This window comes from Serratia sp. PAMC26656, assembly GCF_016469055.2.
Taxonomy (GTDB): Bacteria; Pseudomonadota; Gammaproteobacteria; order Enterobacterales; family Enterobacteriaceae; genus Serratia; species Serratia plymuthica.
Map to the genome: position 1 here is coordinate 713,962 of NZ_CP150486.1, position 17,034 is coordinate 730,995.

Here is a 17,034-nt window from a genome sequence, read left to right on the forward strand (position 1 = left end):
CGGCATAGGTTATTTATTCGGCGTGCCGTTGTGCTGTTGGTAGACAGGATTGTGAAAAGGCACCAGCGCCAGCAGCAGAGCCTGATGATAAACGCTGGTGCGGCTCAATCGCCCATCGGTAAAGATGCCGATAGCGCCACCCTGGCGCTTCACGTCGATATTGCCGGTGATGGCCGCCATCTCCGCGCCCAGTTCGCGGCCGGCGCGAATTCCCTGTAAAATTGTCTCCGGCAGCATCAGGCTGGCTGAGCGCGATTCGCCGCGAGTATTCGGGCTTTCCACCGTCATCCAGGCGAAGGTCATATTCTCTTCGATGCCTGCTTCCACGCCGACCCAAAAGTCGGCCTCCGGGCGAACCTGACGGGCTTCCATTACGCGCTGGCGTGCGCCGGTGCGGGTCTCGTGATTGCCTATCGGTTGCAGTGAGACGCCGCTGGCGACGTCGACAGGTTCAATGCGACATTGGCCCGCGCCAAAGGTGTCATCAAAGGCCAGTTGAATAGCCTTGATCTTTGCCGGGTTGGTAGTTGCAGCGACAACATGATACATAACGGGTTTGGCATCCTTAAGCTAAGAGCTTATTCACTACGTCAGAGGCTTGCGTAAGCCGCTTCTGATGAAGATAAACTCAGGTTTCACGCAGTATAACGGAAAAGCAAAATGTTACAGGTATACCTCGTTCGCCACGGCGAAACGGAATGGAATGCGGCTCGCCGTATCCAGGGCCAGTCCGACAGCCCGTTAACCGCCAAGGGTGAACATCAGGCGCATCTGGTTGCCCGGCGTGTCAGCAAAGAGGGCATCACGCACGTTATCACCAGCGATTTGGGGCGTACTCGTCGCACCGCGCAAATCATCGCAGAAGCTTGCGGCTGCGAGGTGATTAACGATCCACGTTTGCGTGAACTGCATATGGGGGTGCTGGAAGAACGCCTGATCGACAGCCTGACGCCGCAGGAAGAACAGTGGCGTAAACAGATGGTCGATGGCACTGCTGACGGCCGTATCCCTCAAGGTGAATCCATGAACGAGCTGGGCGAACGGATGCGCGCCTCGCTGGAAAGTTGCCTGATGTTGCCTGAAGGCAGTAAACCGCTGATTGTCAGCCACGGTATTGCCCTGGGCTGCCTGATCAGCACCGTGCTCGGGTTGCCGGCCTATGCCGAGCGCCGCCTGCGTTTACGCAACTGTTCGTTGTCGCGTGTTGATCATCAACAGAGCCCCTGGTTGGCTTCCGGCTGGATCGTGGAAACGGCGGGCGATGTCACGCACCTGGACATGCCCGCGCTGGACGAACGACAACGTTAACGGCGGATCGGGATCAGGTAGTCGCAGTTGATCTCGGTTGGCGACTGGGGTGGCCGACGGTCACCCTTGGGATAAAAGCGCTCGATGTCATGCCCTTTGCGGCGCGTCAGTTTGAGCGCCGGCAGGCAGGTGCCATACAGAGTCAGGATAAAGTCCTGCAAGCCAGAAGCCGGTCCTTCGTAGCTGAACATCGCATACTCACCGCCCTGCAACACCAGCGGCTGGCCTTCTTGTACTTTATCCGGCACGTGGTGCGGCTCCAACGCCGTGGTGTACAGCACTTCCTGTTCGTCGTCTTTTTCCTGGCTTGGGCGCGAATGGTGCAACCCGTAGAGCACAGGCGGTAGCGTCTCGGCTTCGCCCAGATATTGGCGCCAGAATTGCGAGCGCAGTTCGGTACGGAAGTTGGAGATTTGCTCCAGCGTGCAAGAATAGCTTTGCGTCAGGCCAATCAGGTGCTGTTCCGGCAACGTGACGAATTCGGGTTGCGGCAGGGTGAAGGCACCCAGGCGGATGGGCGGACAGATGCCGAACGCGTTCCAGTCTTCGGCACGGCGATACAACGCCGGTGTTTGCGCAAACTGTTTTTTAAACGCGCGAGTGAAGGTCTGCTGCGAGTCGAAGCGATACTGCAAGGCGATATCCAAAATCGGCCGGCTGGTTAAACGCAGCGCCACCGCAGCTTTAGACAGTCTTCTTGCCCGGATATAAGCGCCGATGGCGTTACCGGTAATATCTTTGAACATCCGTTGCAGATGCCATTTAGAGTAGCCCGCTTTTGCCGCCACGTTGTCCAGCGACAAGGGTTGGTCCAAATGGCTTTCCAGCCAGCTAAGCAGATCACGAATGATACCGGCTTGATCCATAGATCTTCCTCGTAGAGCTTTAGGGTAGGAACCCGAACTGTTTATTCATTACGCAGGTGCTTGCGCTATCAGACCAATCCATGAGCCATTTTGCGTAGCACTCTTTGCTTCTTGCAGCTCGTTGCGCAAGAGTTGGACAGGGGCACACCTTAAACGGGCGCAAAGAAATAACGACGCAGCATAATAGCAATTTTTTTCCTCCGAGACTCTCAAAGATTTTTTTCACGCTCTGTGCTAGAAAGAGGAGTGCGGACCAGAAAAATCCCGATTCTGTGACCTAAAACATAAACAATATTGATCGCTGAGCCTGCTTTTCCAGGCGGTAGCCGTTGGAGTTAAGTGAATGAAAAAAGGATGGATATTTTTGTTTGGTTTAGTTTGCGCAACGGTAAGCAGCGCGCAGGCTGAACAAGTAGGTTCGGTCGATACGGTATTTAAACTCTTTGGTCCGGACCACAAAATTGTGGTGGAAGCGTTCGACGACCCGGATGTTAAAAATGTAACTTGTTATATCAGTCGGGCAAAAACCGGTGGCATCAAAGGTGGCCTGGGATTAGCGGAAGATACGGCGGATGCGGCTATTTCCTGCCAACAGGTGGGGCCGATTACCCTGAACGATAAAATCAAAAACGGCAAGGCGGAAGGGACGGTGGTGTTCCAGAAAAGGACGTCGCTGGTATTCAAAAAGCTGCAAGTGGTGCGTTTCTACGATGCTACCCGCAATGCGCTGATTTATCTGAGCTATTCAGACCGTGTGGTGGATGGTTCACCGAAAAATGCGCTGAGCGCGGTGCCTATCATCCCTTGGGGTGAGGCGAAATAAAATCAGGGGTTCAAATGAACCCCTGATGTTTTTAACGCGGGAGAGTTTACTCTTCCAGATCGCCGCAGAAACGGTAGCCTTCACCGTGAATGGTGGCGATGATTTCCGGTGTATCCGGCGTTGATTCGAAGTGCTTGCGGATGCGGCGGATGGTTACGTCTACGGTACGGTCGTGCGGTTTCAGCTCACGGCCGGTCATTTTCTTCAGCAGCTCGCCACGGGATTGGATCTTGCCCGGGTTTTCGCAGAAGTGCAGCATGGCGCGGAATTCGCTGCGCGGCAGCTTGTACTGTTCGCCCGCCGGGCTGATCAGTGAGCGGCTATTGATGTCCAGCTCCCAACCGTTGAATTTATAGCTTTCTACCAGTCGACGTTCTTCGCCGACGCTGCCCAGGTTCATGGTGCGAGACAGCAGGTTGCGTGCGCGAATGGTCAATTCACGCGGATTAAACGGCTTGGTGATGTAGTCATCAGCGCCGATTTCCAATCCGAGGATCTTATCCACTTCGTTATCGCGGCCGGTCAGGAACATCAGTGCGACGCTGGCCTGTTCGCGCAGTTCACGCGCCAGCAGCAGGCCGTTTTTGCCTGGCAGATTGATGTCCATGATAACCAGATTGATATCATTTTCAGACAGGATGTTGTGCATCTCTGCACCATCATTGGCTTCATGAACAACGTAGCCTTCCGCCTCGAAAATGCTCTTCAGGGTGTTACGAGTGACTAACTCGTCTTCGACAATCAGAATGTGCGGGGTCTGCATATTTGCTACCTAAAATTGCCAACAAAATAGAAAATAGGAAGTACAGAAGTCTTTGCTTTCTTAGACGAGGGCAGAGATAGCGCTCACGTTCCCTCTTACCAAATGACTAAAGTACGTAAACTCGTTCTTGATGCACTTTCCATCTAATGTCAACAAGATCGCTAGCTTGGTGGGGCGGTTATTCCCTATACCCCAAAGGTGCCAAAACGGCGGATATCCTAACCCTATTAACAGCAATATAACAGTGCGTGCCGAATTCATCACCCAACAAAACTACGCTTTGTTGACATATATCAAATTCAATTGTAGCACGTTAACAGTTTTGTGAAAAACACTTACAGAACTGCCAGCTTAAGTCACAGAACCACAAATTCTGTGTACGATTCAGCATTGTTGCGCTTAATGGGTTACAATTATGGGCTTATTGATAAAGGTATTGTTTTAACATATTGATTAATAAGAACAGCAAAACATAAGTGGCAATAATATCTATTCCACTCTATTTATCCGTTTAAGAACCCATTTATACATCTCTGTAGCAATTTTCGGGATTTTTGTTGCGCAGTTGTAAATATAATCAGACTATCCCGGACAGTCAAAAACTCGCGATTCCTTTTTCTGTGGAGTATTGATGCAGCTTCATATTGTTTTAGTGGCTCCGGCACGGCCGGAAAACGTCGGCGCCGCAGCGCGGGCAATGAAAACCATGGGGTTCACCTCGTTGCGCATCGTCGACAGCGAAGCGCACCTGCAACCGGCAGCACGCTGGGTCGCTCATGGGGCGGGGGAGATCCTCGACGGCGTGCAGACGTTCGCTACCTTGGCTCAGGCGTTAGCGGACGTGGACTTCACCGTAGCCACCACGGCCCGCAGCCGTGCGCGTTTCCATTATTACTGTACGCCGCAGCAACTGTTGGGGCAATTGGGCGAGCGCAGCCAATGGGTGAATCAGGCTGCTCTGGTATTTGGTCGCGAAGATTCCGGCCTGACCAATGAAGAGCTGGAACTGGCCGATCTGCTGACCGGCGTACCTATGCAGGCGGACTACCCTTCGCTGAATCTCGGTCAGGCGGTCATGGTGTATTGCTATCAGCTGTCGGAACTGATGAACGTCAGTGCACCGCAGGAGACGATGGCCAATGAAGGGCAGTTGCGGGCATTGCGTCAGCGCGCCGAAGGATTATTGGGCGCGTTGGGGGTCAGCGATGACCAAAAATTGCGCGATTGGCTGCATCAGCGGCTGGGCGCTCTGCCACAACGGGATACGGCGATGTTGCACACGTTGCTGCATGACATCGAAAAAAAGCTCACAAAGTGATACCTGCAAGCTCTGGTCATTATGCAGTGTGATCCACTGCAAAACTGCCTTCAGGTTGTTTTTTTGTTCTGTCATTTGGCTTTTCTGCTATCGCATTGCTCAATCACCAGGCGGGGCGGCAAAGGAGCAAAAACAAGAAATAATTTGACTTGGGAAAGCGATTGCTTTAACCAATAGAGGGGACAGAGTATTTAATGAGACAGACAGAAAAAATGCGAAACATCAGCCTGAATATCACAATTATTACCACCACCGAAACCACAGGTAACGGGGCGGGCTGACGCGTACAGGAAACAAAAGAAAAAAGCCCGCACCTAACCAGTGCGGGCTTTTTTTTCGACTTAAATTCGGGAGAGATCAGAAATGCGAGTGCTGAAATTTGGCGGAACCTCGGTAGCGAATGCAGAACGTTTTCTGCGCGTTGCCGACATCATGGAAAGTAACGCACGTCAGGGACAGGTAGCCACGGTATTGTCCGCGCCTGCAAAGATCACCAACCACTTGGTGGCGATGATTGAAAAAACGGTGGCCGGGCAAGACATTCTGCCAAATATGAGCGATGCGGAGCGCATCTTCGCCGACCTGCTGAGCGGCCTGGCGCAGGCTCTGCCAGGTTTCGAATACGATCGCCTGAAGACCCTGGTTGATCAGGAGTTCGCCCAACTCAAGCAGGTGCTGCACGGCGTATCGCTGCTGGGGCAATGCCCGGACAGCGTGAACGCGGCGATTATCTGCCGTGGCGAGAAGCTCTCCATCGCCATCATGGAAGGCGTATTCCGCGCCAAAGGTTTCCCGGTGACGGTGATCAACCCGGTAGAGAAACTGCTGGCGCAGGGGCATTATCTGGAGTCGACCGTAGATATCGCCGAATCCACGTTGCGCATCGCCGCAGCGGCTATCCCGGCGGATCACATCGTGCTGATGGCCGGTTTTACCGCCGGTAATGACAAGGGTGAGCTGGTGGTACTGGGCCGTAACGGTTCCGATTATTCCGCCGCGGTGCTGGCCGCTTGTCTGCGCGCAGACTGCTGCGAGATCTGGACCGACGTAGACGGCGTTTATACCTGCGACCCGCGCACTGTGCCGGACGCCAGGTTGTTGAAGTCGATGTCGTACCAGGAGGCGATGGAGCTTTCTTATTTCGGCGCCAGCGTGCTTCACCCCCGTACCATCACACCGATTGCCCAGTTCCAAATCCCTTGCCTGATCAAAAACACCTCCAATCCGCAGGCTCCCGGCACGCTGATCGGCGGTGAAAGCGTGGATAGCGATACCCCGGTGAAGGGCATCACCAACCTGAACAACATGGCAATGATCAACGTCTCCGGCCCGGGGATGAAGGGCATGGTCGGCATGGCCGCGCGGGTGTTCGCCGTGATGTCGCGCACCGGTATTTCGGTGGTGCTGATTACCCAATCCTCTTCCGAGTACAGCATCAGCTTCTGCGTGCCGCAGAGCGAGCTGCAACGTGCGCGCCGTGCGCTGGAAGACGAATTCTACCTTGAGCTGAAAGACGGCTTGCTTGAGCCGCTGGACGTGATGGAGAAGCTGGCGATTATCTCTGTCGTGGGCGACGGCATGCGCACCTTGCGCGGCATCTCGGCCCGCTTCTTCTCCGCGCTGGCGCGCGCCAATATCAACATTGTCGCTATCGCTCAGGGCTCGTCGGAGCGTTCCATCTCGGTGGTCGTCAGCAATGATTCCGCTACCACCGGCGTTCGCGTCAGCCACCAGATGCTGTTCAATACCGATCAGGTGATTGAAGTGTTTGTCATCGGCGTCGGCGGCGTCGGCGGCGCCTTGATCGAACAGATTTATCGCCAGCAGCCGTGGCTGAAGCAAAAGCATATCGATCTGCGCATCTGCGGCATCGCCAATTCCCGAGCCATGCTGACCAATGTGCACGGTATTGCTCTGGAGAGTTGGAACGAGGAACTGGCCGCAGCTAAAGAACCGTTCAATCTGGGCCGCCTGATCCGTCTGGTGAAGGAGTATCACCTGCTGAACCCGGTGATTGTCGACTGTACCTCCAGCCAGGCGGTTGCCGACCAATACGCGGATTTCCTGGCTGATGGTTTCCACGTGGTGACGCCGAACAAGAAGGCCAACACCTCGTCGATGAACTACTATCAACAGCTGCGCACCGCCGCTGCCGGCTCACGCCGCAAGTTCCTGTACGACACCAACGTCGGCGCGGGTTTGCCGGTTATCGAGAACCTGCAAAATCTGCTGAATGCCGGCGACGAACTGACGCGTTTCTCCGGTATCCTGTCCGGTTCGCTGTCGTTTATTTTCGGCAAGCTGGACGAAGGCATGTCGCTGTCGGCGGCGACCCTTGAGGCCAAGGCCAAAGGGTTCACCGAGCCGGATCCGCGTGACGACCTTTCCGGCATGGACGTGGCCCGCAAGCTGCTGATCCTGGCCCGTGAGGCGGGTTACAAGCTGGAACTGGGGGACATTGAGGTCGAGTCGGTGCTGCCGCCGTCCTTTGACGCTTCCGGTGATGTGGAGACCTTCCTGGCGCGCCTGCCGGAGCTGGATAAAGAATACGCCCGCAACGTGGCTAACGCCGCCGAGCAGGGTAAGGTGTTGCGCTACGTCGGCGTGATCGAAGATGGCCGCTGTCAGGTGCGCATTGATGCGGTAGACGGCAACGATCCGTTGTATAAAGTGAAGAACGGTGAGAACGCCCTGGCCTTCTACAGCCGTTACTATCAACCGTTACCCTTGGTGCTGCGCGGTTACGGCGCCGGTAATGATGTGACGGCGGCGGGGGTATTTGCCGACCTGTTGCGCACACTGTCATGGAAGTTGGGAGTTTAATATGGTTAAGGTGTATGCACCGGCCTCAATTGGCAACGTCAGCGTCGGCTTCGACGTTCTGGGTGCAGCGGTGTCTCCGATCGACGGCACCCTGTTGGGCGATTGCGTCAGCGTGGAAGCCGCCGAAACGTTCAGCCTGCAAAATGCCGGCCGCTTTGTCAGCAAACTGCCTGACGATCCGAAAGAAAATATCGTCTATCAATGCTGGGAGCGTTTTTGCCAGGAGATAGGCCGGCAGATCCCGGTGGCGATGCGGCTGGAGAAAAACATGCCGATCGGTTCCGGGCTGGGTTCCAGCGCCTGTTCGGTGGTTGCCGGGTTGATGGCGATGAATGAATTCTGCAACCGTCCGCTGGACAAAATGACGCTGTTGGGCCTGATGGGCGAGCTGGAAGGCCGCATTTCCGGCAGCGTGCATTACGACAACGTGGCGCCATGCTACCTGGGCGGCCTGCAACTGATGCTGGAAGAAGAGGGTTTCATCAGCCAGGAAGTGCCCTGCTTTAAAGATTGGTTGTGGGTGATGGCCTACCCGGGCATCAAGGTGTCCACCGCCGAAGCGCGCGCTATCCTGCCCGCGCAGTACCGCCGTCAGGACTGCATCAGCCATGGTCGCTATCTGGCGGGCTTTATCCATGCCTGCCACACCCAGCAGCCGCGTCTGGCAGCCAAACTGATGCAGGACGTGATTGCCGAGCCGTACCGCACCCGCCTGCTGCCGGGCTTTGCCGACGCGCGCAAGGCCGCGCAGGACATCGGCGCTCTGGCTTGCGGCATCTCCGGCTCCGGCCCGACGCTGTTCGCCGTCTGTGACGACGGCGCCACCGCACAACGCATGGCCGACTGGCTGACCAATCACTATCTGCAAAACGACGAAGGTTTTGTTCATATTTGCCGTCTGGATACCGCAGGCGCACGACTACTGGGATAACGCATGAAACTGTACAACCTTAAGGATCACAACGAGCAGGTCAGCTTCGCGCAGGCGATCAAACAGGGCCTGGGCAAACAGCAAGGGCTGTTTTTCCCGCTGGAGCTGCCGGAGTTTGAACTGACCGAAATCGATCACCTGCTGGAGCAGGACTTTGTCACCCGCAGCACCCGTATCCTGTCGGCGTTTATCGGCGATGAAGTGTCGGAAGAGGCACTGCATAAGCGCGTTGCGGCGGCGTTTGAATTCCCTGCGCCGGTTGCGCAAGTAGAAGACGACATTGCCTGTCTGGAGCTGTTCCACGGTCCGACGCTGGCGTTCAAAGACTTCGGCGGCCGCTTTATGGCACAGATGCTGGCGGAAGTGGCGGGCGATCAGCCGGTGACTATCCTGACGGCGACCTCCGGCGATACCGGCGCCGCTGTGGCGCACGCTTTCTACGGCTTGAAGAACGTACGCGTGGTCATCTTGTATCCGCAGGGCAAAATCAGCCCGCTGCAGGAAAAACTGTTCTGCACCCTGGGTGGCAATATCCACACCGTGGCGATCGACGGTGACTTCGATGCTTGCCAGGCGCTGGTGAAACAGGCCTTTGACGATCAGGAGCTGAAAGAGGCGCTGCACCTGAACTCGGCAAACTCCATCAATATCAGCCGCCTGCTGGCGCAGATTTGCTACTACTTCGAAGCGGTGGCGCAATTGCCGCAGGAAGCGCGCAATCAACTGGTGATCTCGGTGCCAAGCGGCAACTTCGGCGATCTGACCGCCGGTCTGCTGGCCAAGTCGCTGGGCCTGCCGGTGAAGCGTTTTATCGCTGCCACCAATGCCAACGATACCGTGCCGCGCTTCCTGACCAACGGTCAGTGGCAGCCGCAGGCTACGGTCGCGACGCTGTCGAATGCGATGGACGTAAGCCAGCCGAACAACTGGCCGCGGGTGGAAGAGCTGTTCCGTCGTAAAATCTGGCAGTTGAAAGATCTGGGCCACGCTACGGTGAGCGATGAAACCACCAGGGAGACCATGCGGGAGCTGGCGCAATTGGGGTATCTTTCAGAACCGCATGCCGCGATTGCTTACCGCGCTCTGCGCGATCAACTGCGGGAAGGGGAGTTTGGTTTGTTCCTCGGCACCGCGCATCCGGCCAAGTTCAAAGAGAGCGTAGAAGAGATCCTCGGCCAGGAACTGCCGCTGCCGAAGGCGCTGGCTCTGCGTGCCGATTTGCCGCTGCTGTCCCACAGCCTGCCGGCCGGTTTCGCCGAGTTGCGTAAATTCCTGATGGCTCTGCCGGCCTGAAACCGCTCAGCCTAAAAACGAAAGCCGTCATTGCGACGGCTTTTTTTTGCGTTCTTTTTTACTGTTCGGGGCGTTTGAAGACCAGTTCATTGTCTTTGGAGCCGGCTTCATCAAAGACGTAGCCTTCCAGATTGAAACCAAGCAGTTGTTCGCGCTGCGTCAGGCGGTTTTTGATGATAAAGCGGCTCATCAGCCCACGCGCTTTTTTGGCGTAGAAACTGATCACCTTATATTTGCCGTTCTTCTCGTCGAGAAACACCGGTTTGATCAGCGTGCCGTGCAGTTTGGCCGGTTTCACCGATTTGAAGTATTCGTCGGAAGCCAGATTGACCACCACGTCGTCGCCCTGTTGTTCCAGCGCCTCGTTCAACTTTTTGGTGATCTGCTCGCCCCAGAAACTGTACAAGTCTTTGCCCTTGGGATTCTCCAGCCTGATGCCCATCTCCAGCCGGTAAGGCATCATCAGATCGAGCGGGCGCAGCACGCCATATAAGCCTGACAGCATCCGCAGATGCTGCTGGGCGAAATCAAAGTCGTCTTCACTGAAGTCCTGCGCCTGCAGCCCGGTATACACATCGCCTTTAAACGCCAATAACGCCTGGCGGGCGGTGTCTGGGGTGAATTTAGGCTGCCAGTCGCTGAAGCGAGCGGCGTTCAGGCCGGCCAGTTTATCGCTGATGCCCATCAGGCTGGAGATTTGCGCCGGCGTCAGTTCGCGGCAGATTTTGATCAGTTGCTTCGACTTGTCCAGCAATTCGGGCTGCGTGAAGCGTTCTGTCGCCAGCGGACTTGCGTAATCAAGGGTTTTTGCAGGTGAAATAATAACGAGCATGGCCAGATCCTGTTTATCCAAGAGCGGATACTGTAGCAAAAAGCGCGAGAAAAAGGGGCAATGGGTCTGATACCCGTCGCCTTTCAAGCTGCAGCGTTGTTGGCCGCAGGCGCTTACTCCAGTTACTTACTCAAGTAAGCGCCTGGGGTAAGCGACTTTGCCGCCTGGCTGTGCCGTACAGGGATGTACAAATGCCGCGAGCGCATGGATGCGGCTTGAGCGGCCAACTCGAAATTCATAGGGTATAGGAAGAGAGCAGTGATACGCGCCCGTATAAAATTAATCTTTATCCCACACGCCCGGTTCAAGCTGGGATTTCAGCTCGGGAAAACGCTTCGCGTCGAAAGTGGGCAATTGCCCGAGCTTGCGCTGGCGGTGGTAGTCGTTGGCCAGCCTCAGCGCCACGCGCGACAGCAGCAGGATCGCCGTCAGGTTGGTGATCGCCATCAGCGCCATCGAGGTGTCGGCCATTTTCCACACCACCGGCAGCTCGGCCAGTGCGCCAAACATCACCATACCCAGCGCCGCGCAGCGGAAAATCGTCAACCCGGCCGGGTGGTTGTGTTCAAGGAACACCAGATTGCTCTCGGCGTAGGCATAGTTGGCAATGATCGAGGTGAAAGCGAAAAAGAAAATGGCAACGGCGACAAACGGAGCTCCCCAACTGCCGACGGCGGCGGACAGCGCCCGTTGGGTGATATCGATGCCGCTGACGCTGGCTGCCGGCTGATCCAGTACCCCGGACGAGAGAATGATCGCGGCGGTGGCGCTGCAGATAACGACAGTATCGATGAAGACCCCAAACATTTGCACGTAGCCCTGCGAGGCGGGATGCGGGGGGTAAGGTGACGCGGAGGCCGCCGCATTGGGCGCGGAGCCCATGCCGGCCTCATTGGAGAACAGGCCGCGCTGAACGCCTTGGGCCATCGCCTGCGAAATGCCATAGCCGACGGCACCGGCCGCCGCTTCCTGCAGCCCGAAGGCACTCTTGAGCACCAGCGTTAGGATCGTCGACATCTGCTCACTATTGTGGCCAATCACCCAGAAAGCCAGCAGCAGATAGGCGCCGGCCATCAGCGGCACCACCCGTTCGGCCACGCGCGCGACGGAACGGATGCCACCGAAGATCACGATGCCGCTCAGCAACACCAGGCCGATCCCCACGTGCAGCGGCTTCACGTTGAAAGCCACAGCGGAAGCCTGGGCGATGGTGTTGGCCTGGACGGCATTAAACACCAAGCCGAAGGCGATGATCAGGAAAAGAGAGAACAGCACGCCCATCCAGCGCATGCCCAGGCCCTTTTCCATATAGTAGGCCGGGCCGCCGCGGTAATTGCCCTGATCGTCTTTGGTTTTGTAGAGCTGGGCGAGACTGCTTTCAACGAACGAGGTGGACATGCCGATAAACGCCACAACCCACATCCAGAAGATAGCCCCCGGGCCGCCGGCAGTGAGGGCTATCGCCACGCCGGTCAGGTTACCGGTACCGACGCGTGCCGCCAGGGTGGTACACAGCGCCTGAAAAGAGGAGATGCCTGCGCTGTCGCTTTTGTTGCTGTGCTTCAGCACCGAGAACATGTGGCTGAAATGGCGGACCTGAATAAAGCGGGTGCGCAGGGTGAAATAAATGCCCGTACCCAGCAGCAAATAAATCAGTACCGCATCCCACAAAACAGTGTTTATAAAATCTATCAGGTCCGTCACGGATCCCTCCTTGATGAGATTTACCGCACACCGCGCAGCATCCACCGCGGGTGAAAATACATTGAGTCAGTTTTTACAAGAGCTTAGCTGAATTCAGCCGGGTTCAGATGAATTGAGATTTGTCTCAAGGCTCTGGATCCATCGCCTCATTTGGCGCGAATTTAACATAATTCATTTCATCGATAGCACGTTATTGCCTTTTCATTAGCTCGGGAATGACGAAAGATATCTGCGTAAACGGTTGCTCGCCCAAGGAAAAAATCAACGCCGTCTGGCCGTGATTTTCCAGCCTTGCACCGGGCCTTGCGCATGTTATTATCAGGGCAGGGCATGGTTGAACGATGCCAAAAGTTCATGCACAAACGATGAGATAATGCCAACATGACCGATAAATTAACTTCCCTGCGCCAGCTCACTACTGTGGTTGCGGACACGGGCGATATCGCGGCAATGAAGCTGTATCAACCGCAAGACGCCACAACCAATCCTTCGCTGATCCTCAATGCAGCTCAAATTCCTGAATACCGTAAACTGATTGACGAAGCCATTGCCTGGGCGCGCGAGCAGAGCAGCGATCGCGAACAGCAGATCGCCGATGCCGCCGACAAGCTGGCCGTCAACATTGGTCTGGAAATCCTTAAACTGGTTCCGGGCCGCATCTCCACGGAAGTGGACGCACGTCTGTCCTACGACACCGTAGCCAGCGTTGCCAAGGCCAAGCGCCTGATCAAACTGTACAATGATGCCGGCATCAGCAACGATCGCATCCTGATCAAACTGGCTTCTACCTGGCAGGGCATCCGCGCAGCGGAGCAGCTGGAAAAAGAAGGCATCAACTGTAACCTGACCCTGCTGTTCTCCTTCGCTCAGGCGCGTGCCTGCGCTGAAGCCGGCGTGTTCCTGATTTCTCCGTTCGTTGGCCGTATCCTCGACTGGTACAAAGCCAATGGCGACAAGAAAGAGTTCGCGCCAAACGAAGATCCGGGCGTGGTTTCCGTTACCGAGATCTACCAGTATTACAAAGAGCACGGTTACAAAACCGTGGTGATGGGCGCCAGCTTCCGTAACGTGGGCGAAATCATCGAGCTGGCTGGCTGTGACCGTCTAACCATCGCCCCTGCTCTGCTGAAAGAACTGGCAGAGAGCGAAGGCGCACTGGAACGTAAACTGGCTTATACCGGCGAAGTAAAAGCGCGCCCTGCTGCGCTGACCGAGCCTGAGTTCTACTGGCAGCACAACCAGGATCCAATGGCGGTTGAGAAACTGACCGACGGTATCCGCAAGTTTGCCGTAGACCAGGGCAAGCTGGAAAAAATGATCGCCGATCTGCTGTAATTACCGCAATCAGCGCGAAAAAGGTGGCTTAGGCCGCCTTTTTTTATGCTCGCCGCGCCCGGCGGAGGGCAGACACTTTATACTCTCAGGATTAATAACAGGATGGGAAGTGAACCCATCAGGCTGTAGAGGTTACGCATGGACATATTACGTATTGGTTTGGTTTCTGTTTCCGACCGCGCTTCCGGCGGTGTTTACCAGGATAAAGGCATTCCGGCATTGGAAGAGTGGCTGACCGCCGCACTCGTCTCACCCTTTAAAGTGGAAACCCGTTTGATCCCCGATGAGCAGACGCTTATTGAACAGACTCTGTGCGAGCTGGTGGACGAGATGGGTTGCCATCTGGTGTTGACCACCGGCGGTACCGGCCCGGCCCGGCGCGATGTGACGCCTGATGCCACCCTGGCGATAGCCGATCGCGTGATGCCCGGCTTCGGCGAGCAAATGCGGCAAATCAGCCTACACTATGTGCCAACGGCAATTCTTTCACGCCAGGTCGGGGCGATCCGCAAACAGGCGTTGATCATCAACCTGCCGGGGCAGCCGAAGTCGATCAAGGAAACGCTGGAAGGGGTGAAGGATGAGCAGGGCAATACGGTGGTGCACGGCATTTTCGCCAGCGTGCCTTATTGCATCCAATTGCTCGAAGGGCCTTATGTGGAAACGCAGGCGGCGGTGGTAGCAGCATTTCGCCCGAAGAACGCGCGCCGCGAGATAAACCTCTAAATTTCAGCGATCTGTGAGATTAGCTTCAGTGCGTCTGGTGTGAAAATAATTTGCCGCTATAGTAAGAATTCGTTTACAGAAAGCCTGCGGCTTTTATTTCTACAGCCTTTTCCGACGGTACCCTATGCCTCACGATAATAATCGCCGGTTAAACCGGCAAAACTACAAAACTCTGACGTTGGCTGCCCTCGGCGGTGCGCTGGAGTTTTATGACTTCATCATTTTCGTCTTTTTTGCCGCGGTGATGGGCGAGCTGTTTTTCCCGGCGGACATGCCGGAATGGCTGCGACAGGTGCAGACCTTCGGTATCTTCGCCGCCGGTTATCTGGCCCGGCCGCTGGGCGGCATCGTGATGGCGCATTTCGGCGATCGGGTTGGTCGCAAAAAAATGTTCAGCCTGAGCATTCTGCTGATGGCGTTACCGACCCTGGCGATGGGCCTGTTGCCCACTTACGCCAATATCGGCATTGCCGCACCGCTGTTACTGTTGCTGATGCGCGTGTTGCAAGGGGCGGCGATTGGCGGTGAAGTGCCGGGCGCCTGGGTATTTGTCGCCGAGCATGTGCCGCGCCGCCGTATCGGCTTCGCCTGTGGCACGCTGACCGCCGGCCTGACCGTCGGCATCCTGCTGGGGTCGCTGGTCGCGACGGTGATCAACACCACCCTGAGCCAACAGACTATTCTCGACGGCGGCTGGCGCATCCCGTTCCTGCTCGGTGGCATCTTCGGGCTGGTGGCAATGTATTTGCGCCGCTGGCTGCAGGAAACGCCCATCTTCATCGAGATGCAGGCACGCAAAGCGCTGGCCAAGGAGCTGCCGCTAAAATCCGTGGTGCTTAATCATCGCAAGGAAGTGGCGGTCTCTATGCTGCTCACCTGGTTGCTGTCCGCGGGTATCGTGGTGGTCATTCTGATGACGCCAACCTACCTGCAAAAACAGTTTGGCATCGCCCCGGCGCTGTCGCTGCAGGCCAACAGCATTGCCACCATTATGCTGATTGCCGGCTGCATTGCCGCCGGGCTGTCGGCGGATCGCTTTGGCGCCAGCAAAACCTTTATCGTCGGCAGTCTATTGCTGGCCGGTTGCAGCTGGCTGTTCTATCAGACGGTGGGGATACACCCGGAAATGCTGTTCGCTTGTTATGCGCTGGTAGGCTTCAGCGTGGGGGTAGTGGGCGCGGTGCCTTACGTGATGGTGCGGGCCTTTCCGGCGGAAGTGCGATTTACCGGGATTTCGTTCTCATACAATGTTGCATACGCTATTTTTGGCGGTTTAACCCCAATATTTGTCACGCTGATCATGAAGTTAACCCCGTTAGCCCCCGCTTACTACGTACTGGCGTTGTCCGGTATCGGGCTGCTGCTGGGCATCTACCTGCACCGCGATTTAAACAGCGAAACCAAGGTGCAACGCGCCGATTCCTACAGCTAAAAAAAACCCTGCGACGCAGGGTTTTTTGTTTCGGGCCAAAGACAATTACGCCGTCGCCGGCACAGGCTCCGCACGTTTGGCAGTCACTTCGCCAATTGGCAGCACCGTACGGCCAAACTGCTCGTTGAGCACTTCCGCCATGGCCAGGTAAATGGCGCTGGCGCCGCAGATCACCCCTTCATAACCGGCAAAGGTCAGCAGCTCGTGGTTGCCGGTGATGTTGCCAATCGCCAGCAGGGCGAACAGCAGCGTCAGGCTGGCAAAGATGAATTGCAACGCACGATTGGCGCACAGCGTGCCGAAGAACATGAACAGGGTGAAAACGCCCCACAGCGCCAGATAGATGCCCAGCACGGTTGCGTCGGTCGGTTCGGCCAGGCCCAGGCGTGGCAGCAGCAGAATGCCGACCAGGCTCAACCAGAAGCTGCCGTAAGAGATAAAGGCGGTCATGCCGAAGGTGTTGCCCTTCTTGTATTCCAGCAGGCCGGCCATAATCTGGGCCAGGCCACCGAAGAAAATCCCCATGCTGATGATGACGGAAGTCAGTGGGAAAAAGCCCGCGTTGTGCAGGTTCAGCAAGACGGTGGTCATCCCGAAGCCCATCAGGCCGAGAGGGCCGGGATTTGCCAACTTGTTGGTGTGCATATGTCCTCTGCGATAACAGAAAATTAACGGAAACAGCTAAGTAAATTCATAAATGGTCTGAATGGCCGAAAAACCCGTAACTTCCATCAGAGCGCGCGGCATCATAATGATCCCCTGAGCAGGAAACAATGATCTGAGTGACGATAAAAAAGAAATTTTTTTCACCTTGCCCCTTGATGCTGAGTGGGATGGCCCCATCTTATTTGCAACCGCAGTTGCTGACCGCGGGAAAGAC

16 protein-coding genes and 1 other annotated feature are annotated in these 17,034 nt (G+C 56.1%); of the genes, 10 read left to right on the top strand and 6 right to left on the bottom strand.

Annotation, left to right across the window (positions count from 1 at the left end; all coding sequences use genetic code 11):
* Nucleotides 1-9: 9 nt before the first annotated feature.
* The gene (gene yjjX / locus JEM67_RS03945) at nucleotides 10-549 is read right to left on the bottom strand and encodes an inosine/xanthosine triphosphatase (RefSeq protein ID WP_013811433.1); all 540 of its coding nucleotides are present in this window, start codon (nucleotides 547-549) and stop codon (nucleotides 10-12) included.
* A gap of 111 nt (nucleotides 550-660) precedes the next feature.
* On the opposite strand from yjjX, the gene gpmB reads away from it, so the two are divergent.
* Nucleotides 661-1,308 (top strand): 2,3-diphosphoglycerate-dependent phosphoglycerate mutase GpmB, encoded by a 648-nt coding sequence (gene gpmB, locus JEM67_RS03950; RefSeq protein WP_199638192.1) that lies wholly within the window; start codon nucleotides 661-663, stop codon nucleotides 1,306-1,308.
* Here the strand turns inward: gpmB and robA are convergent.
* Entirely contained in the window at nucleotides 1,305-2,174 is an 870-nt protein-coding gene (robA, locus tag JEM67_RS03955) for an MDR efflux pump AcrAB transcriptional activator RobA (RefSeq protein WP_199638194.1), read from the bottom strand. The two genes, gpmB and robA, sit on opposite strands and share 4 nt — an antisense overlap.
* Before the next feature lie 343 nt (nucleotides 2,175-2,517).
* On the opposite strand from robA, the gene creA reads away from it, so the two are divergent.
* The gene (gene creA / locus JEM67_RS03960) at nucleotides 2,518-2,997 is read left to right on the top strand and encodes a protein CreA (RefSeq protein WP_013811436.1); all 480 of its coding nucleotides are present in this window, start codon (nucleotides 2,518-2,520) and stop codon (nucleotides 2,995-2,997) included.
* A gap of 46 nt (nucleotides 2,998-3,043) precedes the next feature.
* Here the strand turns inward: creA and arcA are convergent, their stop codons facing one another.
* Nucleotides 3,044-3,760, bottom strand: coding sequence for a two-component system response regulator ArcA (arcA, locus tag JEM67_RS03965; RefSeq protein ID WP_004949989.1), 717 nt, complete (start codon nucleotides 3,758-3,760; stop codon nucleotides 3,044-3,046).
* 631 nt (nucleotides 3,761-4,391) lie between these two features.
* Between arcA and JEM67_RS03970 the strand changes: the two genes are divergently transcribed.
* From JEM67_RS03970 to thrC, 5 genes are all read left to right on the top strand, one after another.
* Entirely contained in the window at nucleotides 4,392-5,078 is a 687-nt protein-coding gene (locus JEM67_RS03970) for a tRNA/rRNA methyltransferase (RefSeq protein ID WP_199638196.1), read from the top strand.
* A 212-nt stretch (nucleotides 5,079-5,290) separates the two neighbouring features.
* Complete coding sequence (gene thrL / locus JEM67_RS03975) at nucleotides 5,291-5,359, top strand: thr operon leader peptide (protein WP_100220745.1); 69 nt, start codon at nucleotides 5,291-5,293, stop codon at nucleotides 5,357-5,359.
* Nucleotides 5,298-5,416, top strand: a sequence feature (Thr leader region). (Overlaps the previous gene by 62 nt.)
* A gap of 25 nt (nucleotides 5,417-5,441) precedes the next feature.
* Nucleotides 5,442-7,901, top strand: coding sequence for a bifunctional aspartate kinase/homoserine dehydrogenase I (gene thrA / locus JEM67_RS03980; RefSeq protein WP_199638198.1), 2,460 nt, complete (start codon nucleotides 5,442-5,444; stop codon nucleotides 7,899-7,901).
* 1 nt (nucleotide 7,902) lies between these two features.
* On the top strand, nucleotides 7,903-8,832 hold the full coding sequence (gene thrB / locus JEM67_RS03985; protein ID WP_004949998.1) for a homoserine kinase: 930 nt from the start codon (nucleotides 7,903-7,905) through the stop codon (nucleotides 8,830-8,832).
* A 3-nt stretch (nucleotides 8,833-8,835) separates the two neighbouring features.
* Nucleotides 8,836-10,125 (top strand): threonine synthase, encoded by a 1,290-nt coding sequence (gene thrC / locus JEM67_RS03990; protein WP_199638200.1) that lies wholly within the window; start codon nucleotides 8,836-8,838, stop codon nucleotides 10,123-10,125.
* A gap of 58 nt (nucleotides 10,126-10,183) precedes the next feature.
* On the opposite strand, the gene yaaA is transcribed toward thrC, so the two are convergent.
* Together yaaA and JEM67_RS04000 are read right to left on the bottom strand one after the other, a co-directional pair.
* Nucleotides 10,184-10,957 (bottom strand): peroxide stress protein YaaA, encoded by a 774-nt coding sequence (gene yaaA, locus JEM67_RS03995; RefSeq protein ID WP_199638202.1) that lies wholly within the window; start codon nucleotides 10,955-10,957, stop codon nucleotides 10,184-10,186.
* 279 nt (nucleotides 10,958-11,236) lie between these two features.
* A complete protein-coding gene (locus JEM67_RS04000) occupies nucleotides 11,237-12,661 on the bottom strand; it encodes an alanine/glycine:cation symporter family protein (RefSeq protein ID WP_199638204.1) in 1,425 nt (474 codons plus the stop codon).
* A 381-nt stretch (nucleotides 12,662-13,042) separates the two neighbouring features.
* Between JEM67_RS04000 and tal the strand changes: the two genes are divergently transcribed.
* From tal to JEM67_RS04015, 3 genes are all read left to right on the top strand, one after another.
* Nucleotides 13,043-13,996 (top strand): transaldolase, encoded by a 954-nt coding sequence (gene tal / locus JEM67_RS04005; RefSeq protein ID WP_013811442.1) that lies wholly within the window; start codon nucleotides 13,043-13,045, stop codon nucleotides 13,994-13,996.
* A 138-nt stretch (nucleotides 13,997-14,134) separates the two neighbouring features.
* Nucleotides 14,135-14,722 carry a molybdopterin adenylyltransferase gene (gene mog / locus JEM67_RS04010; protein ID WP_013811443.1) on the top strand — a complete coding sequence of 196 codons (588 nt, stop codon included), beginning with the start codon at nucleotides 14,135-14,137 and terminating at the stop codon, nucleotides 14,720-14,722.
* Between the two features lie 124 nt (nucleotides 14,723-14,846).
* Nucleotides 14,847-16,154: an MFS transporter gene (locus JEM67_RS04015; protein ID WP_199638206.1), complete on the top strand. Its 1,308-nt coding sequence runs from the start codon at nucleotides 14,847-14,849 to the stop codon at nucleotides 16,152-16,154.
* A 45-nt stretch (nucleotides 16,155-16,199) separates the two neighbouring features.
* Here the strand turns inward: JEM67_RS04015 and satP are convergent, their stop codons facing one another.
* The gene (gene satP, locus JEM67_RS04020) at nucleotides 16,200-16,799 is read right to left on the bottom strand and encodes an acetate uptake transporter (protein ID WP_013811445.1); all 600 of its coding nucleotides are present in this window, start codon (nucleotides 16,797-16,799) and stop codon (nucleotides 16,200-16,202) included.
* Nucleotides 16,800-17,034: the final 235 nt, after the last annotated feature.